At 64.9% G+C, this 26,780-nt stretch carries 22 protein-coding genes and 1 pseudogene; 16 read left to right on the top strand and 7 right to left on the bottom strand.

Going from position 1 to position 26,780, the window contains the following annotated elements; translation table 11 throughout:
• Positions 1 to 1,461: 1,461 nt before the first annotated feature.
• The 13 genes and pseudogenes from ACLEJW_RS17360 to ACLEJW_RS17300 all read left to right on the top strand — a co-directional run.
• Positions 1,462 to 1,977, top strand: a pseudogene (locus ACLEJW_RS17360) (methyl-accepting chemotaxis protein); the annotation flags it as partial.
• 116 nt (positions 1,978 to 2,093) lie between these two features.
• Positions 2,094 to 3,875: a protein-disulfide reductase DsbD gene (locus ACLEJW_RS17355; protein ID WP_440777949.1), complete on the top strand. Its 1,782-nt coding sequence runs from the start codon at positions 2,094 to 2,096 to the stop codon at positions 3,873 to 3,875.
• Between the two features lie 178 nt (positions 3,876 to 4,053).
• Positions 4,054 to 4,506 carry a type II 3-dehydroquinate dehydratase gene (aroQ, locus tag ACLEJW_RS17350; protein ID WP_027920816.1) on the top strand — a complete coding sequence of 151 codons (453 nt, stop codon included), beginning with the start codon at positions 4,054 to 4,056 and terminating at the stop codon, positions 4,504 to 4,506.
• Positions 4,507 to 4,606: 100 nt separating this feature from the next.
• Positions 4,607 to 5,068: an acetyl-CoA carboxylase biotin carboxyl carrier protein gene (gene accB, locus ACLEJW_RS17345; RefSeq protein ID WP_313295823.1), complete on the top strand. Its 462-nt coding sequence runs from the start codon at positions 4,607 to 4,609 to the stop codon at positions 5,066 to 5,068.
• 17 nt (positions 5,069 to 5,085) lie between these two features.
• Positions 5,086 to 6,441: an acetyl-CoA carboxylase biotin carboxylase subunit gene (accC, locus tag ACLEJW_RS17340; RefSeq protein WP_145190174.1), complete on the top strand. Its 1,356-nt coding sequence runs from the start codon at positions 5,086 to 5,088 to the stop codon at positions 6,439 to 6,441.
• 160 nt (positions 6,442 to 6,601) lie between these two features.
• Positions 6,602 to 7,480 carry a 50S ribosomal protein L11 methyltransferase gene (gene prmA, locus ACLEJW_RS17335; RefSeq protein ID WP_313295821.1) on the top strand — a complete coding sequence of 293 codons (879 nt, stop codon included), beginning with the start codon at positions 6,602 to 6,604 and terminating at the stop codon, positions 7,478 to 7,480.
• Positions 7,481 to 7,523: 43 nt separating this feature from the next.
• A complete protein-coding gene (locus ACLEJW_RS17330) occupies positions 7,524 to 8,840 on the top strand; it encodes a DUF3426 domain-containing protein (RefSeq protein ID WP_440777948.1) in 1,317 nt (438 codons plus the stop codon).
• A 202-nt stretch (positions 8,841 to 9,042) separates the two neighbouring features.
• Entirely contained in the window at positions 9,043 to 10,056 is a 1,014-nt protein-coding gene (gene dusB, locus ACLEJW_RS17325; RefSeq protein WP_145190166.1) for a tRNA dihydrouridine synthase DusB, read from the top strand.
• Entirely contained in the window at positions 10,053 to 10,373 is a 321-nt protein-coding gene (gene fis / locus ACLEJW_RS17320; RefSeq protein ID WP_008093076.1) for a DNA-binding transcriptional regulator Fis, read from the top strand. Before dusB ends, fis begins: the two co-directional genes overlap by 4 nt.
• Before the next feature lie 81 nt (positions 10,374 to 10,454).
• A complete protein-coding gene (gene purH, locus ACLEJW_RS17315; protein WP_440777947.1) occupies positions 10,455 to 12,062 on the top strand; it encodes a bifunctional phosphoribosylaminoimidazolecarboxamide formyltransferase/IMP cyclohydrolase in 1,608 nt (535 codons plus the stop codon).
• Between the two features lie 72 nt (positions 12,063 to 12,134).
• Complete coding sequence (gene purD, locus ACLEJW_RS17310) at positions 12,135 to 13,430, top strand: phosphoribosylamine--glycine ligase (RefSeq protein WP_440777946.1); 1,296 nt, start codon at positions 12,135 to 12,137, stop codon at positions 13,428 to 13,430.
• 136 nt (positions 13,431 to 13,566) lie between these two features.
• A complete protein-coding gene (locus ACLEJW_RS17305) occupies positions 13,567 to 16,338 on the top strand; it encodes a response regulator (protein WP_440777945.1) in 2,772 nt (923 codons plus the stop codon).
• A gap of 74 nt (positions 16,339 to 16,412) precedes the next feature.
• Positions 16,413 to 17,006, top strand: a complete 594-nt coding sequence (locus ACLEJW_RS17300; protein WP_178108357.1) for a MarC family protein — start codon at positions 16,413 to 16,415, stop codon at positions 17,004 to 17,006.
• Here the strand turns inward: ACLEJW_RS17300 and ACLEJW_RS17295 are convergent.
• From ACLEJW_RS17295 to cobG, 7 genes are all read right to left on the bottom strand, one after another.
• Entirely contained in the window at positions 17,003 to 17,626 is a 624-nt protein-coding gene (locus tag ACLEJW_RS17295) for a hypothetical protein (protein ID WP_440777944.1), read from the bottom strand. The genes ACLEJW_RS17300 and ACLEJW_RS17295 overlap by 4 nt on opposite strands.
• Positions 17,613 to 18,251: a hypothetical protein gene (locus ACLEJW_RS17290; protein WP_440777943.1), complete on the bottom strand. Its 639-nt coding sequence runs from the start codon at positions 18,249 to 18,251 to the stop codon at positions 17,613 to 17,615. Before ACLEJW_RS17290 ends, ACLEJW_RS17295 begins: the two co-directional genes overlap by 14 nt.
• A 61-nt stretch (positions 18,252 to 18,312) precedes the next feature.
• Entirely contained in the window at positions 18,313 to 19,005 is a 693-nt protein-coding gene (locus ACLEJW_RS17285) for a hypothetical protein (protein WP_313295808.1), read from the bottom strand.
• Positions 19,006 to 19,106: 101 nt separating this feature from the next.
• A complete protein-coding gene (cobJ, locus tag ACLEJW_RS17280; protein ID WP_440777942.1) occupies positions 19,107 to 20,804 on the bottom strand; it encodes a precorrin-3B C(17)-methyltransferase in 1,698 nt (565 codons plus the stop codon).
• Positions 20,792 to 21,526, bottom strand: a complete 735-nt coding sequence (locus ACLEJW_RS17275; protein WP_178108353.1) for a precorrin-2 C(20)-methyltransferase — start codon at positions 21,524 to 21,526, stop codon at positions 20,792 to 20,794. Before ACLEJW_RS17275 ends, cobJ begins: the two co-directional genes overlap by 13 nt.
• A complete protein-coding gene (locus ACLEJW_RS17270) occupies positions 21,523 to 22,149 on the bottom strand; it encodes a precorrin-8X methylmutase (RefSeq protein ID WP_145190142.1) in 627 nt (208 codons plus the stop codon). The genes ACLEJW_RS17275 and ACLEJW_RS17270 overlap by 4 nt, the downstream gene beginning before the upstream one ends.
• Positions 22,142 to 23,473 carry a precorrin-3B synthase gene (gene cobG, locus ACLEJW_RS17265; RefSeq protein WP_409520663.1) on the bottom strand — a complete coding sequence of 444 codons (1,332 nt, stop codon included), beginning with the start codon at positions 23,471 to 23,473 and terminating at the stop codon, positions 22,142 to 22,144. Before cobG ends, ACLEJW_RS17270 begins: the two co-directional genes overlap by 8 nt.
• Before the next feature lie 165 nt (positions 23,474 to 23,638).
• Here cobG and cbiE point away from each other — a divergent pair, with 165 nt between their 5' ends.
• The 3 genes from cbiE to ACLEJW_RS17250 are packed head-to-tail and all read left to right on the top strand — an operon-like array spanning position 23,639 to position 26,650.
• Entirely contained in the window at positions 23,639 to 24,850 is a 1,212-nt protein-coding gene (cbiE, locus tag ACLEJW_RS17260; protein ID WP_440777941.1) for a precorrin-6y C5,15-methyltransferase (decarboxylating) subunit CbiE, read from the top strand.
• Positions 24,843 to 25,937: a cobalt-precorrin-5B (C(1))-methyltransferase gene (locus tag ACLEJW_RS17255; protein ID WP_145190134.1), complete on the top strand. Its 1,095-nt coding sequence runs from the start codon at positions 24,843 to 24,845 to the stop codon at positions 25,935 to 25,937. Before cbiE ends, ACLEJW_RS17255 begins: the two co-directional genes overlap by 8 nt.
• Entirely contained in the window at positions 25,934 to 26,650 is a 717-nt protein-coding gene (locus ACLEJW_RS17250; protein WP_313295803.1) for a cobalt-precorrin-6A reductase, read from the top strand. Before ACLEJW_RS17255 ends, ACLEJW_RS17250 begins: the two co-directional genes overlap by 4 nt.
• Positions 26,651 to 26,780 lie beyond the last annotated feature (130 nt).

The following is a 26,780-nucleotide window of genomic DNA, read 5'->3' as shown; positions in this document are numbered from 1 at the left end:
AGGAAATCAGCGGCTATGCGCCTGAAGTGGCTGACCAATCTCAATACCCTGTTACTGGTAACCGTCTGTGTCGCCTTGGGCCTGACCCTGTGGTGGTCGCAACGCGCCCTGGAGCGGCCCTATCAGATGATGGAGCGCTACCTGACCTTGTCGCAGCAGTTTCAGCGCCAGGCGGCAGGCAACATTCAGGCGTACCTGAACGGCGGCGATGCCCTGCGCCATGCCGCCGCCGTCGACGCCAACAGCGCGCTGTTGCAAGCCATCGAGCAGTGGCCGGCGCCGCTGGCTGAACAGTTGCGACCCAGCCTTGCGGCGCTGCAAGCGTTCACCGGCAACCAACTGCTGGCCGCCGGCAAGCTGGCCGGTGACCCCCAGGCCTTGTTACTGCAGGCTGAACGCGAGCTGGGGGCGAACCTGGAGCAACTGGCCGTCTACGCCCGCAACAGCGCCAGCGCCGATGCCAGCCGTTACCTGCTGCCAGTGCTCGACGCCAGCGTGCATCTGGCCAGGCTGTCGCTCAGCCGCGACAAACTGGTCAGCAGTGGCCGCGCAGAACTTGCCGAGCAGGTCGAGCGTGAGCTTCAGGCCATGCAGGCCGAGGCGCTGCGTATCGACAACTTGCCGCTGCTGGGCGTGACCCGAACCAGCGAATCCGGCGCCGACGACTTCGCCGCACTCATGGGCTTGCAGGCGCAAGGCGAGGCGACACAGGAAGATGTCGCCGTGAGCCTCAAGCGTGAGCTGCAAAGCCTGCTGAGCCGCTACCCCGCCGAGCTGCAGCGCACCCGCGAGCAGATCGAGCAACGCGCGGCCCTGGCTACCAGCGCGCGCCAGAAGCTGGAAGCGGTGCAGGATGCCATTGCCGCCCTCGAGCCTCAGGTACGCGCCGAGCATGCGCAAATCGCCGGCGAAGTGCGTCTGCTGCAGGGCGCAATGATCGGCCTGATCCTGCTGATCGCCCTGCTCATCGACACCCTGCAGCGACGCCTGGCACGCACCTTGACCCAGCTGGCACCGGCGCTGTCACGCTGGGCCCAGGGCGATTTCGCCGCGCCTGTGGCGTTGGGCAAGGGCTACCGGGAGTTGCATGACATCCAGGCCTCGCTCAACCGCCTGCGTGACTACCTGGTGCAGCTGGTCGGCGCGCTGCGCGACAACGCCCAGCAGGTGGCCAGCAGCAGCCATGCCTTGGCCGACATGAGTACCGCGCTGCACCAGGGCGCTGAGCGCCAGGCAGGCGATACCGGGCAGATTCGGGATGCCTTGGGCGAGCTTGAGGCGACCATCGTGCAAGTGGCGGGCGATGCCAGTGCGGCGGCGGATGCCAGTCGAGATGCCGGGCGCGCCGTCGAGCAGGGTCAGGCGGTCATTGGCCACAGCCTTTCTGGCCTGCGCGCGCTGGTCGATGAAGTGCAAGGCAACGCCCGGGCAATCGAGCAACTGGCCGAAGAATCGGCGACCATCGGCGGGGTGCTGACTGTGATTCGCGCGATCGCCGAACAAACCAACCTGCTGGCCTTGAATGCCGCCATCGAGGCGGCGCGGGCTGGTGAGCTGGGCCGTGGCTTTGCCGTGGTGGCCGACGAAGTGCGCTCGCTGGCCCAGCGCACCACCGGCGCAACCGGCGAGATCCAGGCGCTGATCGATCGGTTGCAACAGGCCGCGCGGCAGTCGGTGGCCGGCATGCGCGCGCAACTGCAGCACGCCGAGGCCACGGCCAATCAGGCCCAGGCCGCCGATGGCGCGCTGGACGAAATCGTCGGTGCGATTCGCACCATTGCCGATACCGCGGTGCGCATCGCCGAGGTCACCGCCCAGCAAAGCGGTGCGGTGAGCGAAATCCGCGACCACAGCGAGCGCATTCACGAACTCGGGGCCGACAACCTGCAGCGCATCGGTGAGGGTCGCGCGCAAGGTGAACAGCTGCTGAGCCTTGGCGGAGCACTGAGCAAGGCGGTAGGTGCCTTCAGGGTCTGAACACGGCCAGCGATGGCGACGCTATCAGCGGCCATGTGTCGCCCGTGGGGCTGCGCCCCTTTCAACGCCGGTCAACTTCGTTATCATGCCGGCACGTTCTACCTCGCGAGTCCGCCATGCGCCGCCTGTTTTTCCTGCTGTTCCTGCTGCTGGCCAGCCCCGTGTTTGCCAGCGGCCTGCTCGACAATCGCCCCAGCCCCACCCTGGGCGCCGCTTCGCTGGCCAACAACGCCGATTTCCTGCCCGTGCAGGAGGCGTTCAAGCTGAGCCTGGTCAAGGCCGATGCGCAAACCATCACGGTACGCTTCGTCGCCACCGACGGCTATTACCTGTACCGCCATCGCTTCAACTTCAGCAGCGAACCTGCCGAGCAGACCTTGGGCAAGCCATCGATCCCCCAGGGTGAGGCCAAGCACGACGAGTTCTTCGGCGACGTCGAGGTGTACCACGGTGTGCTCGATATCGACATCCCGCGCACCGATGCCCGCGCCTTCACCCTGCTGGTGGGGTATCAGGGCTGCGCCGACAAAGGCTTGTGCTACCCGCCGCAGACCCAACGCCTGAACATCGATGCCAGTGACGCTGCCGCTGGCTCGGCCCCCGTCGCTGGCGCTGACCAGGGCTGGCGCTGGAAGTCGCTGCTGCTGTTCTTCCTGGCAGGTGTCGGCCTGACCTTCACACCGTGCGTGCTGCCCATGCTGCCGATTCTTTCGGGCGTGGTGTTGCGCGGCCAGGTCGGGGGGCTGCGGGGCCTCGCTTTGTCATTGGCCTACGTGCTGCCGATGGCCGCCAGCTTCGCGGTGCTCGGGGCCTTGATGGGACTGTTCGGCGCCGGCCTCAATCTACAGGCGCGCCTGCAGTCGGCCTGGGTGCTGGTGCCGTTTGCGCTGTTTTTCGTGGCGTTTGCCCTGGCCATGTTCGGCCTGTTCGAACTCAAGCTGCCGCAAACTTTGAGCAGTCGCCTGGACAGCGTGGCGAGCCGCACCAAAGGCGGTTCGCTGCTCGGCGCCGCAGTGCTCGGTGTGCTTTCCAGCCTGCTGGTTTCACCCTGCGTTTCAGCCCCGCTGGCCGGTGCACTGCTGTACATCAGTGCCAGCGGTGACGCCCTGGGCGGCGCCCTCAAGCTGTTCGCCCTGGGTCTGGGCATGGGCGCACCGCTGCTGTTGATCGCCAGCGGTGGCGCCGCTTGGCTGCCCAAGAGCGGACCGTGGCTCGACACCGTGAAAAACGCTATCGGCGTATTGTTGCTCGGCCTGGCCATCGGCCTGCTCAGCCGCATTCTGCCAGGGCCGGCCACGCTGCTGCTGGTCGGCTTGCTGGCTGCCGGCGTGGCGCTGTTTCTCGGCGCGCTGGAATTTGTCGTGAAAACGCCCCGGCAGCGCCTGGCACAATTGCTGGGACTGGCCCTGCTGGTTTACGCACTGGCCTGCTGGTACGGCGCCTTGGTCGGCAATGGCGATCCACTGCGACCGCTGCCTGCGCCCGTGCTGGCCGAGGCCAGGCAGGGCCAGCCGGCGGCTGCGGATGCGTGGCAGACCATCACGACTGCGCCAGCGCTGCAGGCTGCGCTGGACCAGGCCAAGGCTGCCGGCCAGCCGGTGGTGCTGGATTGGTACGCCGATTGGTGCATCAGCTGCAAAGTGATCGAGCGTGAAGTGCTCGGCGCACCTGCCGTGCATGCCCAGCTGAGCGGGTTCAAGCTGTTGCGCCTGGATGTCACCCAGAGCAATGCAGCGCAACGGGCCTTGCTCGATCGCTATCGCCTGTTCGGCCCGCCTGCGTTGCTGTTCTTCGCGGCCAATGGCAGCGAAATGACCGCCGATCGGGTGGTTGGCGAGATAAACGCCGCCGATTTCGCGCAGATTCTCACGCGCGTACGCAGCCAACTGCAGCTATAACTCCCCAGCGCCGGGGAAATTTCGGCGGATGAGTGACCGGAACAAAGAATTCGGTCACATCTTTCGCGTAAACCTCGGCCAACGTGCTGGCTATTGCCGGGAACTGGACCTTGTCGCCGCTTTGCGGCACACTCGCCGCGCTGTGTCGAATTGCCCTACAAATCCAAGGAATCCGCAGATGGCAACCCTACTGGTGCTTCACGGCCCCAACCTGAACTTGCTCGGGACTCGCGAACCGGGCCACTACGGCGCCGTGACCCTGGCCCAGATCAACCAGGACCTGGAGCAACGCGCCCGCGCCGCAGGCCACCATCTGCAGTACCTGCAGAGCAATGCTGAGTACGAGTTGATCGAGCGTATTCACGCCGCACGCAACGAGGGTGTCGACTTCATCCTGATCAATCCGGCGGCTTTCACCCACACAAGCGTCGCATTACGTGACGCATTGCTTGCGGTGAGCATCCCATTCATCGAAGTGCACCTGTCCAACGTGCACAAACGCGAACCGTTCCGTCATCACTCCTACTTTTCCGACGTAGCCGTGGGAGTGATCTGCGGCCTGGGCGCCAGCGGTTATCGCCTGGCCCTGGAGTCCGCTCTGGAACAATTGGCTGCCAACGCACAGCCCTGATAAAGAAAACCCTGGCTCACGCGAGCCGGGGTTCGAGAGAAACGTTCAGTTACGTTTTTAAATTTCGCCCCCTGACCGAACCTTTGGGAGTTGATGATTAATGGATATCCGTAAAGTCAAGAAACTGATCGAGCTGCTGGAAGAGTCTGGCATCGACGAGCTGGAGATCAAGGAAGGCGAAGAGTCGGTCCGCATCAGCCGTCACAGCAAGACCCCAGCTGCCCAGCAGTTCTACGCACCGGCGCCAATGGCCGCCGCACCTGCTGCCGCTCCAGCGCCAGTGGCTGCTGCTGCACCTGCTGCCGAAGCGGCTGCCCCGGCCCTGAAAGGCAACGTGGTGCGCTCGCCCATGGTCGGCACCTTCTACCGCAAGCCGTCGCCGACCTCGCCGAACTTCGCTGAAGTCGGCCAGAGCGTGAAGAAAGGCGACACCCTGTGCATCGTCGAAGCCATGAAGATGATGAACCACATCGAAGCCGAGTTTGGCGGTGTCATCGACGCCATCCTGGTGGAAGACGGCCAGCCGGTTGAGTTCGACCAGCCGCTGTTCACCATCGTTTGAATCGCGGAGAGCCAACGATGTCTGGGAAGCTCGAAAAAGTCCTGATCGCCAACCGCGGGGAAATTGCCCTGCGGATCCTGCGTGCCTGCAAAGAGCTGGGCATCAAGACCGTCGCCGTGCACTCCACAGCTGACCGGGAACTGATGCACCTGGGCCTGGCAGACGAGTCGGTGTGCATCGGCCCCGCAGCGTCCAAGGATTCCTACCTGAAGATCCCGGCGATCATCGCTGCCGCCGAAGTCACCGGCGCCACGGCAATCCACCCGGGTTACGGCTTCCTCGCGGAAAACGCCGATTTCGCCGAGCAGGTAGAAAAATCCGGTTTCGCCTTCATCGGCCCGAAAGCCGACACCATCCGCCTGATGGGCGACAAGGTGTCGGCCAAGGACGCGATGATCAAGTCCGGCGTACCGACCGTGCCAGGCTCCGATGGCCCGCTGCCCGAAGACGAAGAGGTCGCCCTGGCGATCGCCCGTGACGTCGGCTACCCGGTGATCATCAAGGCCGCTGGCGGCGGCGGTGGACGCGGCATGCGCGTGGTGCACAAGGAAGAGGACCTGATCGCCTCGGCCAAGCTCACCCGCACCGAAGCCGGTGCAGCCTTCGGCAACCCGATGGTGTACCTGGAGAAGTTCCTGACCAACCCACGCCACGTCGAAGTCCAGGTACTGTCCGACGGCCAGGGCAACGCCGTCCACCTGGGCGACCGTGACTGCTCGCTGCAGCGCCGTCACCAGAAGGTCCTGGAAGAGGCCCCGGCCCCAGGGATCGACGAAAAGGCGCGTCAGGAAGTCTTCAAGCGTTGCGTCGATGCATGTATCGAAATCGGCTACCGCGGTGCGGGTACCTTCGAGTTCCTGTACGAGAACGGCCGTTTCTACTTCATCGAGATGAACACCCGCGTGCAGGTCGAGCACCCGGTGTCGGAGATGGTCACCGGTATCGACATCGTCAAGGAGATGCTCAGCATCGCCGCTGGCAACAAGCTGTCGTTCCGCCAGGAAGACGTGGTCATCCGTGGTCACTCGCTGGAATGCCGGATCAACGCCGAAGACCCGAAGAAGTTCATTCCAAGCCCCGGCAAGGTCAAGCACTTCCACGCCCCCGGCGGCAACGGCGTGCGCGTCGATTCGCACCTGTACAGCGGTTACTCGGTACCGCCGAACTACGACTCGCTGATCGGCAAGTTGATCACCTACGGCAAGGACCGCGACGAAGCCATGGCGCGCATGCGCAATGCGCTGGACGAAATCGTCGTCGACGGCATCAAGACCAACATCCCGCTGCACCGCGACCTGGTGCGTGATGAAGGTTTCTGCGCAGGCGGCGTGAACATCCACTACCTCGAGCACAAACTGGCCAACCAGGAGTGATCGCGCTAGCGTGATGCCCCAAGACCCCGGACGTGTTCCGGGGTTTTTTATTGCCTGTCAGCTGCAGCGAGCCTGCTCTACAAACCCCCTGCACTCGCGTAAACTGCCAGCCTTCGCGCAGCCTAGGGCTGCCCCTGTCGATTTTCCAAAGGTGCCCGCCATGCCCTGGCTGCAAGTACGCCTGGCCATCAGCCCAGAACAAGCCGAAACCTACGAAGACGCCCTGCTTGAAGTGGGCGCCGTCTCGGTCACGTTCATGGACGCCGAAGACCAGCCGATCTTCGAACCCGACCTCAATACCACCCCGCTGTGGTCGCACACCCATCTGCTGGCCCTTTTCGAAGCCGATGCCGAACCCGAGGCCGTCTTCGCCCATCTGCAACTGCTGACCGGCGCTGACTTGCCCGAGCATCAGGCCGAGGTGATCGAAGACCAGGACTGGGAACGCAGCTGGATGGACGGTTTCCAGCCAATGCGCTTTGGCCAGCGCCTGTGGATCGTGCCGAGCTGGCACGATGCGCCGGAGAAAGACGCAGTCAACCTGCTGCTCGATCCGGGCCTGGCGTTCGGTACCGGTACGCACCCCACCACCGCGCTGTGCCTGGAATGGCTGGATGGCCAGGCACTGCAAGGCACGCAGGTTCTGGACTTCGGCTGCGGCTCGGGCATCCTTGCCATCGCCGCGCTGTTGCTCGGTGCCCGCGAGGCGGTCGGTACCGACATCGACGTGCAGGCCATCGAAGCCTCGCGGGATAACGCCCAGCGCAACGGCATCGCCGATGACAAGCTGGCGCTCTACCTGCCGGAACAGCTGCCGGCCATGCAGGCCGACGTGCTGGTCGCCAACATCCTGGCCGGGCCGTTGGTGTCACTGGCGTCGCAGCTGCGCGGGCTGGTTCGCCCTGGTGGCTTGCTGGCATTGTCAGGCATCCTCGCCGAACAGGGTGAGGAAGTCGCCGCAGCCTACGCTGCCGACTTCGAGCTGGACCCGATCGTCGTGCGCGACGGCTGGGTGCGCATCAGTGGGCGGCGCCGCTAAGCGGGCCTAAACTACCTTTTTCGTACAGCTCCCGGATCGCCGCATGACCGACAGTTTCGTCACCCAGTGCCCGCATTGCCAGACCAGCTTTCGCGTCACCCACCAGCAACTGAGCGTGGCCCGTGGCGTCGTGCGCTGCGGTCACTGCCTGCAGGTGTTCAATGCGGCCAAGCAGCTGTTGGAGCAGAACCGCGCCGCCCCCGGCCCCGCTGCCGAGCAGCCGGCCGCGGCGCCACTCGCACCGACGACCGCGCCTGAGCCTTCGCCCAGCGCAACGCCAGCGGTGGCCAAGGATGACTGGACCCTCACCGCACAAGCCCTGGATGAACTGGACCTGGATCAGGAGCTGGCCCGTCTCGAACGCCGCGGCGAGCGCACCGAGCCACGCGCCGAAGCCCTTGCCGACAACCTCCAGGCCCGGCGCGATGAACCGGTCAGCGACCAGCAGCATGACGTGCCGTTCGGCACGGCTAGCGACGATGCCCATGAGCCCGAAGCGCCCGAGGAGCCGATGCCGCTGCTGCTGGACGAACAGCCGCCTGAAGTGCAGGCAGACGCGCGCACCGAACCTACCCTCGGCGCTCGCCTGGACCTCGACCTGGACGACCCTGCGCCCACGCCCGTCCGGACCGACGCCGCATCGACGGCTCGTTTCGACGACAACGACGATGACATGGTCCACGGAAAAGGCCTGAGCGCTCGAGATGACGACAGCGACTCGCATCTATCGGCCGATCATGACGAACTGCATCAGCCAGAGCCTGGCGAGCGCCTGGAACCGGGCCTCGCTGCCCGGCCGGAGCGCCCGACGCGCAAGGAGCCGTTGGTCGATGTGGTGGACGATCCGCTGCAACTGGGTTGGGAAAAGCCTGCACCGAACTGGGGCAAGCGCTTGCTGTGGGGTACGCTGACCCTGCTGGCGGCAGCCCTGCTGGCCTTCCAGTATGTATGGTTTCACTTCGACGAAATGGCCCGTCAGGACCAATACCGGCCGCTCTTCCAGCAGCTGTGCCCGGTGCTGGGCTGCGAGGTCCCCACCCGGGTCGATATCGGCCGCATCAAAAGCAGCAACCTGGTGGTGCGCAGCCATCCGGACTTCAACGGCGCCCTGATCGTCGATGCGATCATCTACAACCGCGCGCCGTTCGCCCAACCCTTTCCGCTGCTGGAGCTGCGCTTTGCAGATCTCAACGGCCAGCTGATCGCCAGCCGCCGCTTCAAGCCCAGCGAGTATCTGTCCGGCGAGCTGGCAGGGCGCGGCGAAATGCCCAGCCAGACACCGATCCACATCGCCCTCGACATCCTCGACCCAGGCCCGAAGGCGGTGAACTACAGCTTGAGCTTCCGCTCGCCGGAATAAGCGACAAGCGGCGAGCTGCACGCCACAGGACGAACGAGCCGATAGCCGGTCTGTTCGCTCCTGCAGCTTGAAGCTCGCCCCTTGCAGCGCCCCCAATTGTTCAGATTTTATCCAAATCCATCTTTATCCGGTCATCGAGAGCGGGTATCATGCGATCCCTTTTTCGAACTCCAAAGATTCGGCCCCACAACAGGGAACACCTATGTCGGCGGTACGCATCGGCCCTTACACACTACGCAACAACCTGATCCTCGCGCCCATGGCCGGGGTCACGGACCAGCCTTTCCGTACACTTTGCCAGCGCCTCGGCGCTGGCATGGTGGTGTCGGAGATGGTCAGCAGCGACATGAGCCTGTGGAACAGCCGCAAGTCCAGCCTGCGCCGCATCCATGAAGGCGATCCCGAGCCGCGCTCGGTACAGATCGCCGGTGGCGACGCGCAGATGATGGCAGCGGCAGCACGGGCCAATGTCGAGGCTGGCGCCCAGATCATCGATATCAACATGGGCTGTCCGGCCAAAAAAGTCTGCAACAAAGCTGCAGGCTCTGCTTTATTGAGAGATGAAGCATTGGTAGCCGAGATTCTCCACGCCGTGGTCGGCGCAGTGGAGGTTCCGGTGACCTTGAAGATCCGCACCGGCTGGGACCGGGCGAACAAGAACGGCCTGAACGTGGCGAAGATTGCCGAACAGGCTGGCATCCAGGCGCTGGCGGTGCATGGCCGTACACGCGCCGACCTGTACACCGGCGACGCCGAATACGAGACCATCGCGGCCATCAAGCAGGCGGTGTCGATCCCGGTTTTCGCCAACGGCGACATCACCTCGCCGGAGAAGGCCCGGGCGGTGCTGGACGCCACCGGTGTCGATGGCCTGCTGATTGGCCGGGCTGCCCAGGGGCGGCCGTGGATCTTTCGCGAGATCGAGCATTTTTTGCGGACCGGCCAGCATTTGCCAGCCCCGCAGTTGGACGAAGTGGAACGCATCCTGCTGGAGCACCTGGCCGCGCTGCATGCCTTCTATGGCGATGTGATGGGCGTGCGTATCGCCCGCAAGCACGTGGGCTGGTATCTGGCAACACGACCCGGCGGCAAGGAGTTTCGCTCCCGGTTCAACGCTTTGGAAGACACACAAGCGCAGTGCGCCAACGTTCGCGAGTACTTCAGCGAGCGTCGACAGAGCCTTGAGACAGAGGACGGACAAGGGGTGGCCGCATGACGATGATGACCGAGACATTAGTGAGTGGAACAACGCCCGTGAGCGACAACGCCAACCTCAAACAGCACCTCAACACGCCGAGCGAAGAGGGCCAGACCCTTCGCGACAGCGTCGAGAAGGCGCTGCACAACTACTTCGCACACCTGGAAGGCGCGACCGTCACGGACGTGTACAACCTGGTGCTCTCCGAAGTCGAGGCGCCCCTGCTCGAGAGCGTGATGAACTACGTGAAGGGCAACCAGACCAAGGCCAGCGAGATGCTCGGTCTCAACCGTGGCACCCTGCGCAAGAAGCTCAAGCAGTACGACTTGTTGTAAAGCCAGAATCCCAATCAGAAAAGGCGGCCTCTGCGAAGAGACGCCTTTTTTGCTGACTCCACCGCGTTATTGGAATCCGAAATGACCGACCAGACTACCCGCCTGCCAGTCCGCCGCGCCCTGATCAGCGTCTCCGACAAGACCGGTATCCTCGAATTCGCCCGTGAGCTGCAACAGCTCGGTGTCGAGATCCTGTCCACCGGCGGCACCTACAAGCTGCTCAAGGACAACGGCGTCGACGCGGTGGAAGTGGCCGACTACACAGACTTCGCCGAAATGATGGACGGCCGGGTCAAGACCCTGCACCCGAAAATCCACGGCGGCATCCTCGGTCGTCGCGGCACCGACGACGCCATCATGAACGAACACGGGATCAAGCCGATCGATCTGGTCGCGGTGAACCTGTACCCGTTCGAAGCCACCATTTCCAAGCCAGGTTGCGACCTGCCGACCGCCATCGAGAACATCGACATCGGCGGTCCGACCATGGTTCGTTCGGCGGCCAAGAACCACAAGGATGTCGCCATCGTGGTCAACGCCGGCGACTACGCCAGCGTGCTCGCCGGCCTCAAGGCCGGCGGCCTGACCTACGCCCAGCGCTTCGACCTGATGCTCAAGGCGTTCGAACACACCGCCGCCTACGACGGCATGATCGCCAACTACATGGGCACCATCGATCAAGGCCAAGACACCCTGTCGACCGCCGAGCGCAGCGAATTCCCACGTACCTTCAACAGCCAGTTCGTCAAGGCTCAGGAGATGCGCTACGGCGAGAACCCGCACCAGAGCGCGGCGTTCTACGTCGAAGCGAAAAAAGGCGAAGCCAGCATCTCCACCGCCGTGCAGCTGCAAGGCAAAGAGCTGTCGTTCAATAACGTGGCCGACACCGACGCAGCGCTCGAATGCGTCAAGAGCTTCGTCAAGCCAGCCTGCGTGATCGTCAAGCACGCCAACCCGTGCGGCGTGGCGGTGGTACCGGAAGAGGAAGGCGGTATTCGCAAGGCCTACGACCTGGCCTATGCCACCGACACCGAATCGGCCTTCGGCGGCATCATCGCCTTCAACCGCGAGCTCGATGGCGAAACCGCAAAGGCGATCGTCGAGCGTCAGTTCGTCGAGGTGATCATCGCCCCGAAAGTGTCCCAGGCTGCCCGCGACGTGGTCGCCGCCAAGCAGAACGTGCGTCTTTTGGAGTGCGGCGAGTGGCCAGCCGAGCGTGCCGCCGGGTGGGACTTCAAGCGCGTCAATGGCGGGCTGCTGGTGCAGAGCCGCGACATCGGCATGATCGGTGCCGATGACCTGAAGATCGTCACCCAGCGCGCGCCGACCGAGCAGGAAATCCACGACTTGGTATTCGCCTGGAAAGTGGCCAAGTTCGTCAAGTCCAACGCCATCGTCTACGCCAAGCAGCGCCAGACCATCGGTGTCGGCGCCGGCCAGATGAGCCGCGTCAACTCGGCCCGCATCGCCGCGATCAAGGCTGAGCACGCTGGCCTGCAGGTTCAGGGTGCCGTGATGGCCTCGGATGCCTTCTTCCCGTTCCGTGATGGCATCGACAACGCTGCCAAGGCGGGTATCAGCGCCGTGATCCAGCCAGGTGGTTCGATGCGCGATGCCGAAGTGATCGCTGCTGCTGACGAAGCCGGCATCGCCATGGTGTTCACCGGCATGCGCCACTTCCGCCACTAATCAAGATGGCCGCCGATCCTCGCTCGCACAGCAGAACCGGGATCGGCGCCAACCAGAATTCGAGGTTTTGACATGAAAGTTTTGATCATTGGCAGCGGCGGCCGTGAGCACGCCCTGGCCTGGAAAGTCGCCCAGGACCCACGGGTGGAGAAAGTCTTCGTGGCACCGGGCAATGCCGGTACTGCCACCGAGGCCAAGTGCGAGAACGTCGCCATCGACGTCTGCGCCCTGGAACAACTGGCAGACTTCGCCGAGAAGCACGTCGACCTGACCATCGTCGGCCCGGAAGCGCCGCTGGTGATTGGCGTGGTCGACCTGTTCCGCAGCCGCGGCCTGGACTGCTTCGGTCCAACCCAGGGCGCTGCGCAATTGGAAGGCTCCAAAGCCTTCACCAAGGACTTCCTGGCGCGCCACAAGATCCCGACCGCCGACTACCAGAATTTCACCGAAATCGAGCCAGCCCTGGCCTATCTGCAGGAAAAAGGCGCGCCGATCGTGATCAAGGCCGACGGCCTGGCCGCTGGCAAGGGCGTGATCGTCGCCATGACTCTCGAAGAAGCCGAGGCTGCCGTGCGTGACATGCTGGCCGGCAATGCCTTCGGCGACGCCGGTTCGCGGGTGGTCATCGAAGAGTTCCTGGACGGCGAGGAAGCCAGCTTCATCGTCATGGTCGACGGCCACAACGTGTTGCCAATGGCCACCAGCCAGGACCACAAGCGCGTCGGCGATCAGGACACTGGGCCGAACACCGGTGGCATGGGCGCCTACTCCCCTGCCCCGGTCGTTACCGCCGATGTGCACCAGCGCGTGATGGACCAGGTGATCTGGCCGACCGTGCGCGGCATGGCCGAAGAAGGCAACGTCTACACCGGTTTCCTCTATGCAGGCCTGATGATCGACAAGGCGGGCAACCCCAAGGTCATCGAGTTCAACTGCCGTTTCGGCGATCCTGAAACCCAGCCCGTCATGCTGCGCCTGGAGTCGAGCCTGGTGCTGCTGATCGAGGCCGCCTTCGCCAAGGCACTGGACAAGGTCGAAGCGCAGTGGGACCCACGGCCGAGCCTCGGTGTGGTCCTGGCCGCTGGTGGCTATCCAGGCGACTACACCAAAGGTGATGTGATCCAGGGCCTGGAGGCCGCCGCCGCGATCGAAGGCAAGGTGTTCCATGCCGGCACTTCGCTCAAGGATGGTCACGTGGTTACCAGCGGCGGCCGCGTGCTGTGCGCCACTGCCATGGGCGCCAGCGTTGCCGATGCCCAGCAGCAAGCCTACCGTCTGGCCAAGCAAGTGAGCTGGAACGGCAGCTTCTATCGCACCGACATCGGCTACCGGGCGATTGCCCGCGAACGCGGTGAGCACCAGCAGTAAATTTCACCGGTTTTGCCGCAGCGCCATGTGCCTGCGGCATCCGGCTCGTCGACAGGGCTCCGGAAGGGCCTTGCCTTCGCGTTGGCACGCCGCGCATAGTAAGTGCCTGGCACATCGGCTAGGAAGGGATCTCGTAGTGCGTCGGCTTCGGATTGCCACAGCTCTGATCGTCAGCTTGCTGACCCTGCTCTGCCTGCGTGCGGCTTCGGCCGACGACGGCGTGGGATGGTCGGCGCTGCTCGATGAACAGGCCAATCTGCAACTCTCCGACGTACGTTCGGACCGCTATCGCAGTCAGTTCAGCCCCACTACGCTGGGCGAGCTGGACGCCGCCCCTGCCGAGCAGGCGCTGTGGTTGCATTACCGTCTGGAGCCGGGCGATCAGGAGCAGTTGCTGCGCATCTTCGCCCCGGACCTGTCGCGCCTGGACTTGTACGCCCTGGATGGCCAACGCCTGGTACGCCAACTGCACCATGGGCGTGAAGGCGGCAAGGCCGACCCCACGCTGCGCGGCAGCGATCACGTGTTGCCCCTGCCCAACAGCCAGCAACCGCTGGACATTTACCTGCGATTGGTCTCTGAGCACCAACTGCGCCCGGCGATCACCTTGGAATCAGCCGCCGTGGCTGCCTCCGATCGCAGCCAGCCGCTGCTGTTCGGCATGCTGTTCGGCGGCCTGGTGATGCTCATCCTGCATAACCTGATCCGTTTTCTCTACACCCGCTCCGGTACCACACTGTATCTGGCGCTCTACCACAGCCTGATGTTGCTCAGCGGTTTGATCCTGCTCAACCTCAGCGGGCCGTGGTGGCACCTGTGGCACAGTGCGCAAACCCCGGCGGCCTACCTGACCCTGGTATTGGCTGGGCTGTCGGGTTTGTATTTCACCCAGCATTTCTTCGCAGCCTGCAGCGCACCGCGGCTCAACCGTTTGCTGCAAGGGGAGATGCTGGTCGCCGCCGTGAGCGGGCTGGTGCTGCTGTTCGTCGACACCTTGCCGCTGAACCTGATGACCTACGCGCTGTTGGCCATCGGCAGCGTGACCATGCTGCTGACCAGCTGCTATCACTGGTACAAGGGCTATGCCCCGGCACGGCTGTTCACCCTGGCCATGCTGGTCTTCAACCTGGGCGGCTTGGTGCTGTTGCCGGCACTGCTGGGCCTGACCCGTACCTCGACACCCTGGCTGCTGTGCATCCTGCTCGGCCTGACGGTCACCAGCGGGCTGCTGCTCAACCTGGCGGTGAGCGAGCGCCTGCGGCGCATGAGCGAAGAGCGCTTCAGCGCCAGCCGCGCATTGGCCGCCAGTGATGCGGAAATCAATGCAAAAGCAGAATTTCTGGCCAAGATCAGCCATGAAATCCGCACGCCGATGAACGGCGTGTTAGGCATGACCGAATTGCTGCTCGGAACGCCGCTGTCGGTCAAGCAGCGTGACTACGTGCAGACCATTCACAGCGCCGGCAACGAGCTGCTGACGCTGATCAACGAGATTCTCGACATCTCCAAGCTCGAATCTCGGCAGATCGAGCTCGATGACGTGCAGTTCGACCTCAATGCGTTGATCGAAGATTGCCTCAACATCTTCCGCGCCAAGGCCGAGCAGCAGAACATCGAATTGATCAGTTTCACCCAGCCACAGGTACCGCGGGTCATCAGCGGCGATCCCACGCGCCTGCGCCAGGCGTTGTCGAGCCTGCTGGAGAACGCCCTGAAAAACACCGGTCACGGCGAGATCCTCCTGGTCGTGGCGCTGGACCAGCGCGGCGACAATCCGCGCCTGCGCATCGCCGTGCAGGACAGCGGCGAGCCACTGCCCGCCGCTGAGCGCGAGGCGCTGCTGCAGGCCGAGCTGCATAGCCATCACTTCCTCTCCAGCAACAAGCTCGGCGGGCATCTGGGGCTGATCATCGCCAAGCAGTTGATCGGCCTGATGCAAGGTGAGTTTGGCATCAAGAGCAGCACCAGCATGGGCAACACCCTGTGGCTGACCCTGCCCCTTGACCCTTCGCGCCTGGAGCAACCCCCTGCCGACCTCGACGGGCCGTTGCGTGATGCGCGGGTGCTGGTGGTGGACGACAACGACACCTGTCGCAAGGTGCTGGTGCAGCAATGCAGCGCGTGGGGCATGAACGTCAGCGCGGTGCCTTCAGGCAAGGAAGCCCTGGCGCTGCTGCGCACCAAGGCGCACCTGCGCGACTACTTCGACGCCGTGCTACTGGACCAGAACATGCCCGGCATGACCGGCATGCAGCTGGCCGCCAAGATCAAGGAAGACCCGAGCCTGAACCACGACATCCTGGTGGTCATGCTCACCGGCATCAGCAACGCGCCAAGCAAGGTCATTGCCCGCAACGCAGGCATCAAGCGCATCCTGGCCAAACCGGTGGCCGGCTACACGCTGAAAACCACCCTGGCCGAAGAACTGGCCCAACGCGGCCGCGAGCAGGCCATCCCAACGGCGCTGTCAGCCGCTCCGGCTGCGCTCGAGCTGCCCAGCGACTTCCGGGTGCTGGTCGCCGAAGACAACAGTATTTCGACCAAGGTGATCCGCGGCATGCTGGGCAAGCTCAACCTGCAGCCCGACACTGCCAGCAATGGCGAAGAGGCGCTGCAAGCCATGAAAGCCCAGCGCTACGACCTGGTGTTGATGGACTGCGAAATGCCGGTGCTCGATGGCTTCTCTGCCACCCAGCAGTTGCGCGCCTGGGAATCCACCCAACGACGCCAGCGTACGCCAGTGGTAGCGCTGACCGCGCACATTCTCGCCGAACACAAGGAACGCGCACGGCTCGCCGGGATGGATGGGCATATGGCCAAGCCGGTCGAGCTCTCGCAGCTGCGTGAATTGATCCAGTACTGGGCCGATCAGCGCCAGGCCCAGGCCAATCCTGCGCCGACATCCTGAGCCTGGCACTTGCAGCCGCGGGCTCGGCGCCCTGCTACACTGGCGCGATTTGAGCCGACCGGACCCCGCCCATGCTGCATGACCTGTTCAGTGTCTACCTGAAGATGCTGGTGCTCTACAGTCCGTTCTTCGTGCTGTCGTGCTTCATTGGCCTGACGCGTGGCTACTCCAGCAAAGAGCGTAAACAACTGGCCTGGAAAGTCGCATTCGCTGCGCTGGTGGCCAGCGTGCTGCTCTATCTGTTCGGGCGGGTGATCTTCGGTATCTTCGGAATCACCGCCGACGCGTTTCGCATCGGCGCGGGCAGCGTGCTGTTCATCTCGGCGCTGGGCATGGCCCAGGGCAAGGCCGCTTTTCAGGTCGACAACGTACAGCAGGACGTCACCATCGTGCCGCTGACCATCCCGTTGACGGTCGGCCCAGGGACCATCGGTGCGCTCTTGGTGATGGGGGTGAGTCAGCCGCATGTGGCCGACAAGCTGCTGGCGATCATCAGCATTGCCTTGGCCAGTCTCACCGTTGGCGTGGTGCTGTACCTGTCTCACGGCATCGAGCGGCTGCTGGGCGACCAGGGCTTGCAGATCGTCAGTCGACTGATGGGCCTGTTTGTCTGCGCCTTGGCGGCGCAGATCATTTTCACAGGCATCCAAGGCTACATGCTGCCTTAAAGATCCAGGGCGAAGATTTCCTGGCGCATCACGCTCTCGAGGTTGCGCCGCACCTTGGCTTCGAACTCCTGCTGGAACAACCGCACATTGAAGCGCACCAGTTCAGCGCGGACCTGGGTTTTTTCCAGGGTGCTGCTCAGAAAACCTGCGCTGAACGACGCCCGATTTCCCGCCTCGTGATAGATCACCACGTCCACATAGCCTTGTTTGCTCGGGGCGCATGGCACTAGCTGGAACAGGCCCAGTTCGCGGGTGCGTTGTTCCATGTGCCTCAACGGCATCTCGGTGCTCATCAACTTGGGCAACGCCACCGCCAGACTGCGGGCATGTTGCTCGCCAGCGAGCTTGCCCACCGACTCCAGCGCCTTGTCGGTAATAGCTTTGCGTTGCGGTTTGGGCCAGTGCACCTGCTCGGATGCCAGCGCATCCCAGCCCAGGTACTGCAGACGCTTGCGGTAATAGCTGTACCAGTCATCGACCAGACCGTCTGCGTGATCGCGCCGGGTGATGCGCTCGCTCAGCAGCACCGCCAGTTGCACGGCATCACGTTGCTGTTCGGTAATGCCTGGCAGAAACGATACCAGGCTGCCACCCACTACCGAGGCACTAACTCCTTCCATGCATACCTCCCGCCCCCAGCTTGCCCAGGTAAGTGAAGTAGTCACGCTCATGTTTGCTTTCGAGCAGTTCGCGCAGATCGCTGCGCTTGAGCGCCAGCAACTGCTCGACAGGGCTGCCCACCCAGCCGCGAAACGCCATGCGCCGCTCCTGGCTGACGGGCCCGCTATCGACGACCGCACTGCACAACGCCATTACCTGTGCGCTGGATACCACCGCCAGCTCACTGGCGATCCCGGCCGCCGAGCGCGCGAAGCGCGTCAGGTGCTTGTGCGCAGAGGGCAAGCCTAATGCACCGGCGACACCTGGCAAGCTATCCTCCAGGGAGGCATCGCGCTCGAGTAACCATTGCTCCATGCACTGCAACGGCGTGGGGGATTGTTCATCCACAGTGGATTGCTCGGCGTGATTCATTACACCGACCCACCCCAGGTCGCTCAAACCCTGGCGAAATTGCTCGAACCAGTGCCCGGCATTTGCCGCCGCTTCGCCAGCGCGTTTGCTGGCGAGCAATTGCGCGTAGAGCACACAGTCCAGGGCGTCTTGACGTTGCTGCAGGGTCAGCGCGTTATCGATCAAAAGTGCCGAACTGCCTGCCAGCCACAGGGTGAAACGTTCATCGGCCATACTGGCGTCTCCTGTTGTTCACACCAACAAAGCAAGGGATGCCGAGGCATCCCCAGGTGGCTCAAATGTCGTAGTCCAGGACTTTGCTGATGGTGTTCTGCGTGAGCTTGTCGCGAATGGTCGCGCGTACGGTGTCGTACAGATCGCGGTTGAACACGAACAAGGCCTTGCCGGTATAGAGCGCCGATGCCGAGCTCTTCCACTCGAACAGCACCGTGTTCAGGTTGTTGTCATCGAACGGCGTGGTATCCACGGCGCTCACGGCCAGGAAGATCTCGCCGGCATCGTTCTGGATGCAGGCGCCCAGCCCAACGGTGCTGGCCTTTCGCTCCTTGAGATTGCGCTGGAAGATGTCCTGGGCTTCGGTGACCTTGCCCAGGCCCTCGAGCGCATCGCTGGCCAACTGCGCCAGGGCGTCGGTGAGTGGGTTGCTGAGCACCGCCTGCCCCACCACCTTGATACCCTTGAACATGATCGCGCCCAACTTCAACGACTGCGACTGCGAGCTTTCGCGCTCGTAAGCCCGCTGCAGGGTGACCCAGCCACAGTCGCGCATGGTTTCGATGAATTGGTTGAACCACGCTTCGGTCTGCCCTTCCTGGGAGTAGCGCTTGGACGCCACGCGAGAGGCAAACTGATAGACGTTCTTGATGTCGGAGCGAACGTCGTGGTCCAGGCCGACGCCAAAGGCCAGGATGGATTGATCGATGACCGCAGCCGACTTATTGGCCGCGGAAGTGGTGTCGATAGTCATGCAACGCTTCCTCGCAGGTAGACCCCGACGCCGTTCGTCGAGGTCCATGCACCCTACGCAATGCCCTTGCGGCAAGCTGGCAGGAAGGCGTTCCCAAGCGCTTAGCGCGGTTGTGGGTACCAGCGCGGTGTGTACACCCACTGGCTGCCATCGACCCGCTCGATGGTGCGCGTGGTGGAGGAGCCAATCAGCACCATGGTGCGCATGTCGACCATGTCCGGGCGTAACTGCGCCAAGCTGACGACCTTGAGCGTCTGCCCGGGTCTGCCGATATCGCGGCCAAGGACCACCGGGGTCGAACCCTCGCGGTACTGGCGTACCACGTCCAGCGCCACCCCCAACTGATGGGGCCGCGAACGCGAGATCGGGTTGTAGAACGCCAGCACCAGGTCAGCTTGCGCGGCCAGGGCGAGACGCTTTTCGATGATCGACCAGGGTTTGAGGTTGTCCGACAGCGACATCACGCAGAAATCGTGGCCCAGCGGTGCGCCAGCCTGCGCAGCGGTAGCCAGGGACGCGGAGACCCCTGGCAGCATCTCCAGGTCGACGCGATGCCAGGCGGGGTCGCTGGACGCATCCAGCGCCTCCAGTACAGCCGCAGCCATGGCGAAGACACCAGGGTCCCCGGAAGACACCACCACCACCCGGCGTCCCTGAGCGGCCAGTTCAAAGGCGTGGCGGGCGCGCTGCATTTCTTCACGGTTATCGGTGCAATGCAAAACCTGCTCGTCACGGAATGGGCCAGCCATGCGCACGTAGGTTTCGTAGCCGAGCACGTCATCGGCGCGCGCCAACTCGGCCTTGACGGCCGGCACCATCAACTCGGCCGCGCCCGGGCCCAAGCCAACGACTGCCAGACGACCGCGGCGCCGGCCGATGCTGTGTACCTGCACCGGTTGCGCTGCCACGGCGATGGCCACGCCGGTCTGCTCGATCAATTGCGCAGTCGGCAAGGCCGTGGCGAGCATGTCCGCTACATCCGTCGGCTTGGCGGCAAAGCGCAGAGGCACCGCCAAGGCTTGCGCAGCCTCGTGCAGGACGCTGTCGGCCATGGCCTGCTCGTCGGCCAGCACACAGGCCAGTGCCGCCTCGGCAATGCCGGCTTGCTGCAGCGCCTGGCGGATACTGGCCAGGTCGCCGCCTGCCGTGCCGACCACCACCGAGCGGGGATGAATCAGTAACTCGTCGCGGTGCGCCGGTCGTGCGCGCGGACCCACATGAATGGTGCGCTGTGCCGCCTGGCTGGCCGGTAACTGCGCCTGCTGCAGCCAGGGCGCGTCCCCTTCGATACGCACCGCTGCACCTGCCAGCAGATCGGAAACGAAACGCTTGCCCTGTTCCAGATCCGCCAGCGCGTAGCCCTGCGGCGGATTCAACAGGCAGGTGCCAAAACGCAGTTCGCCACTGGTGGTGATGGCAGCCGCCACGTCCAGCGCAGCGCCCAGTTCGCGGGCCATCACATTGACTCCGGACAGCCCACCAAGCAGCGGCACCACGGCACTGCCATCTTCGGCGACCGCCAATACCGGCGGCTCGTCGCCCTTCTCGCCGAGCACGCAGGCCAGGCTGCGGATGACGATGCCGGCCGCGCACAGCGCGATGATTGGCGTGGCTTGCTGGTACAACCCACGCAGGTGTTCGCCAAACTGGCTGTACAGCTGGTCGGCACCTGCGACCCGCCCGTGCAGGCCATGGATCGACGCCTGCGGGTAGCACTGCTGGATGCGCTGGGCGGTGGCGAGGCTACCGGGACCGAGCACGACGATTGCCGGTGCCTTGTGCATGTTCAACCCTGCCATTTTTCCCCCGGCACGATGATCAGCGAAAAGTACGGCGAAGACTGCGGATCGACCTGCTCCAGCGACACGATCTTCTGGTTGGCCATGGTCGCCCGCTCGACGTACAGGGCGCGCTGGTCAAGGCCCAGTTCGGCCAGTACTTCGCGCACCTTGGGGAAGTTACGCCCAAGCTTCATGATCACCGCCGCATCGGCGTCGGCCAGGCGGCGCTTGAGTTCGGCTGCAGGCAGCACGCCCGACAGTACCGACAGGCTCTGGTTGCGATAGACCAGAGGCGCGCCGAGCACCGAGGCACCGCCAAGCATCGAGCATACGCCGGGGATGACTTGCGCCTGGTAGGCCGCTGCCAGGCGATCATGCAGGTACATGTAGGAGCCATAGAAAAACGGATCGCCTTCGCAGATCACCGCCACGTCGCGCCCTGCGTCCAAGTGCTCGGCGACCTGCACCGCGGCTTCGTCATAGAAATCGCTGATCACCTGCTCGTAGGACAGCGGCGCGGGGAGCACCTCGGTGGTCACCGGGTAGACCAGCGGCAGCAACGTCTGCTCAGCCTGCAGGTGCGCTTCGATGATGCCGAAGGCGTTGCCGCGTTTGCCCTTGGCCACGAAATACGCGACCACCGGCGCCTCGCGCAGCAAGCGCAGCGCCTTGACCGTGATCAGTTCAGGATCGCCAGGCCCGACACCCAGGCCCAGCAGACGTCCACGCGGCGCCATCATTCCACCTCCGTGGCCAGCGCATTGACCGCAGCCGCGGCCATCGCGCTACCGCCCAGGCGGCCCTGCATGATCACGAACGGCACGCCCCGGCTATCGGCCGCCAGCATCGCCTTGGACTCGGCGGCGCCGACGAAGCCGACCGGGAAGCCGAGGATCAACGCAGGCTTCGGTGCACCGGCATCGAGCATCTCCAACAGATAGAACAGCGCGGTCGGGGCGTTGCCGATGACCACCACGCTGCCCTCCAGGTGCGGGCGCCACAATTCCAGGGCCACCGCCGAACGGGTATTGCCGGCGTCCTTGGCCAGCCCAGGCACGCTGGGGTCGCGCAAGGTGCAGATCACCGGGTTGTTGGCCGGCAGGCGAGCACGGGTGATGCCTTCGGCGACCATGTGCGCATCACACAGGATCGGTGCGCCCTTGGCCAAGGCCTCGCGACCGGCGCGACCGGCGCCTGTGGAGAACTGCAGGCCATCGATGGCCTCGACCATGCCGCAGGCATGGATCACGCGCACGGCGAGCTTTTCCAGATCGGCAGGGATCCGCTCCAGCCGGGCCTCCTCGCGGATGATGCGGAAGGAATTGCGATAGATCTCCTGACCATCGCGGATGTAGTCAATCATCAAGGTGCTCCGTCGGCAGGGCGAGCATGGCGCCTGCTTCATTCAAGGTAAGGTCGGTGGCGCGCAGGGCACCGAAGCCCGAAAAACGCGCGTCACGCAGATACAGGTCGTAACGGCCCGGCGCGCGGGCCAGCAAGGTCGCCGCGGCGACATGCGCCACGGCGCAAGAGCGTGAGCAACCAGACAGGTGCACGCTGCCAGGGGCGCCGCCGCCCAGTACTGCGGCCAGTTGCACGGCATCGGCCTTGGTGTCGGCCAGGCCCTTGGCGCAGCCCTGGCTGCCGGTGCAGGCGACCAGGCGCGCCAGCGGCTCATCGGCCTGGCACAGCAGGCCCAGGGCAGACAGTTCGGCACGTGCAGGCTGTAGGCCGGCCGCCTCTATATTGGTCAGCATCAGGCTTTGCCACGGGCTCAGGCGCAGGCTGCCATCACCCCACTGCCTGGCCACCTTGGCCACGCCGCGCAGCATGCCTGGCGACAGCCGGCCCAGCGGTGGGGCCACGCCCAGGGCCAGCCCGTGCTGCTGCTCGACCACGCCCAGCCACGGGCGGTTGGCAGCCGCTCGGCGCCAGCCCAGCACCGCCGCATCGCGGCGAAGCGGCAGACCGAGGCCAGCGATGAACGCTTGCGCCGTGCCTGCGTGGAGCAATTGGCGCATACGTGACTGCTCGGCGCTGGCCAGGTCGAGAAAGCGCTCAAGCACCGCGCGCACCAACGCCAGGCCCTGCGCCAGCGGGACTGCGCCCAGCACCTGGCCATCGGCCGGGCTGCTGGCCAGGCCGAATGCCAGCCAGTCGCAATGGTCCAGTTGCAGCGGCGAGAGCCACAGGTCGTGGGGGTGCTCGAGCATCGCCACGCCCTCGCCGCCATCAAGTTGCACGGCGAACTTGGCCGACAGCTGATGAAAGCGTGGGGTGCCTTGCAGCAGGTCGAGAATCTGCCCGGCCAGCGGCCGCACATCCAGCAACATCGCCGGATCATGCCCGGCCAGGGGGCTGAGCATCAGGTTGCGCACATCGTCGCTGGCGGCATCGCGCGGGCCGAGCCCTGCGTCCAGCAAGCTGTCGATCAGCGCCGCATGATCGCTGCCGATGCCGCGGATCTGCAGGTTGCCCCGGTTGGTCGCCTCGATCACACCGCTGGCGAAGCGCTCGGCCGCCGTGGCCAGCGCCTCGGCCTGATCGGCCAGCAGCACGCCACCCGGCAGCTTGACCCGGCAGATGCCACCGTCGCGAGCACTGACGATGCGCCACAACCCCGGGCAGGCCGAGGGGCGCAGAGGAACGGCGGTGGGCTTGGCTGAGGTCAAGGGAGTGTCCGGCAATCGCTGAAAATGCGCTTGAGTGTAGAAGGCGCGGTATTATGCCTGCTTTGTCCGGCAGCATGAAAAGCCGGTGGTCGCGCATCGACGATGATCGCGCGCGATTTTCACGACCGCGTCGCCCGTTTCGCAGGCAAGGCGCCCCCAAATTATGGCGGAAGCACACACATGACCCCCTGGCTGACAGTAGTAGGCATCGGCGAAGACGGTTACGGCGGCCTGGGCAAACAGGCCCGCCGCGCCCTGCTGGGTGCCTCGCTGATCATCGGCAGCCCGCGCCAGCTGGCCCTGCTCCCGCCTTGCATCGGCGCGCAGCGGCAAGACTGGCCGACCCCGTTCGCCCTCGCCCCGGTGTTGGCCCTGCGTGGCCAACCGGTGTGCGTGCTGGCCAGCGGCGACCCGATGTTCTATGGCGTCGGCGCAAGCCTTGCGCGCCAGGTGGCAGCAGCAGAAATGCAGGTGCTGTCGATGCCGTCCTGTTGCAGCCTGGCTGCCGCGCGCCTGGGCTGGCCGCTGCACGACGTGCAGGTGCTGTCGGTGGTGGCGCGCCCGCTTGCCGCGCTCAATGCTCACTTGTACAGCGGCCAGCGCCTGCTGGTGCTGTGCAACGACGGCAAGAGCCCGGCGGCCATCGCTGCACTGCTGCGCGAGCGTGGCTACGGCCCCAGCCGCCTGCACGTGCTCGAACACCTGGGCGGGCCAGCCGAGCGGCAGGTGAGCGGCAGCGCCGACGACTGGCCCCACGGCGACAGCGCCGCGCTCAATGTGCTGGCCATCGAATGCCTGGCTGAGCCCCATGCGCTGCGCCTGCCCCGGGTGCCGGGCCTGGCCGACGACGCCTTTCGCCATGACGGGCAATTGACCAAGCGCGACGTGCGCGCCATCACCCTGGCGCGCCTGGCGCCGCAGCCGGGCGAACTGCTGTGGGACGTGGGCGCCGGATGCGGCTCGATCGGCATCGAGTGGATGCGCGCCCATCCGGCCTGTCGCGCCCTGGCGATCGAGGCCGACGCAGGCCGCCAGGCCTTCATCGAATACAACCGCGACGCCCTCGGCGTGCCCGGCTTGCAACTGGTGCGCGGCAAGGCGCCGCAGGCGCTGGCCGGCCTGGAACGCCCAGACGCCATCTTCATCGGCGGCGGCGTGACCGCTGAAGGGGTGTTGCCGCACTGCTGGGAGCGGTTGCGCCCCGGCGGACGCCTGGTCGCCAACGCGGTGACCGTGCAGAGCGAACTGGCCTTGGCGCAGTTTCGCCAGCAGCAGGGCGGCGACCTGACCCGCATCCATGTAGCCCACGCCCAGCCGCTGGGCGCCTTCGATACCTGGCGCCAGGCGTTGCCGATCACTTTGCTCGACGTGGTGAAACCGCTCGATGCGTGAGGAAACCCGCGAACAACCCGCCCCACTGCGCAGCGGCCTGACCACCGGCAGCTGCGCCACCGCCACCAGCCTGGCTGCGGCCAAACTGCTGCTCACCGGCCAGTGCGATGACGCGGTCAGCATCACCCTGCCCAAGGGCAAGGTGGTACAGATGCGTCTGGAATTCTGCCGGCTCGACCACGACATGGCCGAGGCCGGCACCCTCAAGGACGCCGGCGATGACCCGGACGTGACCCACGGCGCGTTGCTCTACAGTCAGATCCGCCTGCAAGCGCAGGCGGGCGTGCGCTTCGTTGCGGGCCAAGGCGTCGGTACCGTGACCCGTCCCGGTCTGGTGCTGGCGGTGGGCGAGCCGGCGATCAACCCGGTCCCGCGACGCATGATCTGCGAGCATTTGCAGCAGCTGGCCAATGACTGCGGCTATACCGGGGGCTTCGAAGTCACGGTCAACGTCCAGGGCGGCGAGCAGCTGGCGCTGAAGACCATGAACCCGCGCCTGGGCATCCTCGGCGGCTTGTCGATTCTGGGCACCAGCGGCATCGTCCGGCCGTTCTCCTGTGCGGCGTACATCGCCTCCATCCACCAGGGCATCGATGTCGCCCACAGCAATGGCTACCGGCACATCGCCGCCTGCACCGGCAACGCCAGCGAAGACACCATGCGCCGAGTCTACGGCCTGCCTGAAATCGCCTTGATCGAGATGGGCGACTTCGTCGGTGCGGTGCTCAAGCACCTGCGCAAGGTGCCGGTGGCACGCCTGAGCCTGTGCGGTGGCTTCGGCAAGATCAGCAAGCTGGCTGCCGGGCACATGGACCTGCACAGCCGTCATTCCAGCATCGACCTGCCGCAGTTGGCCGGCTGGGCCGCAGCGCTCGGTGCCGACGATCAGTTGCAAGCGGCCATCGTAGCCGCCAACACCAGCCAGCAGGCCTTGGCCTTGGCGCACGCCGCCGGCATTGCCTTGGGCGACGCCGTCTGTAGCCATGCCCTGGCCTTCGCCCGTAGCGTGGTGCCGGACCAGGTCCAGGTCGAGGTGTTCGCCATCGACCGCCAGGGTGGCGTGGTCGGCACGGCGGGTGTGCAATGAAGCGCATCCTGCTGCTGGGCGGTATCACCGAAGCGCTGGCGGTAGCGCGCCAGCTTGGCCCTGAGCATGTCTACAGCCTGGCCGGCATTGGCCGGGTACCGCAGGACCTTGCCTGCACGGTACGGGTCGGCGGCTACGGCGGCGCCGAGGGGCTTGCCACTTACCTCGGCGAAGCCGGCATCAGCCTGCTGATCGACGCCACCCACCCTTATGCTGCGCAGATCAGCCGCAATGCCGCCAGCGCGGCACGCGCCGTCGGTATACCGTACTGGGCATTGCGCCGGCCAGCCTGGCAGGCGCAGGCCGGCGACGACTGGCGAGAGGTAGAGGATTGGCCAGGCTTGATCGAAGCGCTCAAGCCCTTTCGCCGCCCGCTGTTCACCCTCGGGCGCGAGCCGCTGCAACACCTTGAGGAAATTCCGCCAGAACAGTTCTGGACCTTGCGCGCCCTGGAGGCCTGCCCCGGCAACGCCCGCTGTGAAGTGATCGGCGCCCGCGGGCCATTTCGCCTGGACGACGAGCGAGCCCTGTTCGCGCGGCGCGGCATCGATGTACTGGTCAGCAAGAACAGTGGCAGCGCGGCGACCGAGCCCAAGCTCGAGGTCGCCCGCGAGCGCCGGGTTCCGGTGCTGGTGCTCAAGCGGCCTGAACTGCCCAGCGCGGACCGGGAGTTTCATGACGTGCAGGCCTTGCTCGAACGCATATGCCATTGACCGATCGACGAAGATTGGCGGATCTGATACCCAGGTTTCCAGATTCTTGTAGAAATTTCCCACAGCGCAAATCGGCAAAAGACACTCTCTGATCAGACAGATCTAAATGGCCATTAGCCTCGATGCGAGG

Source organism: Pseudomonas sp. SMSB3 (assembly GCF_052041965.1).
Classification (GTDB): Bacteria; Pseudomonadota; Gammaproteobacteria; order Pseudomonadales; family Pseudomonadaceae; genus Aquipseudomonas.
Note: the sequence above shows the minus strand (reverse complement) of the source record. Positions and strands in the feature narration are given on the sequence as shown.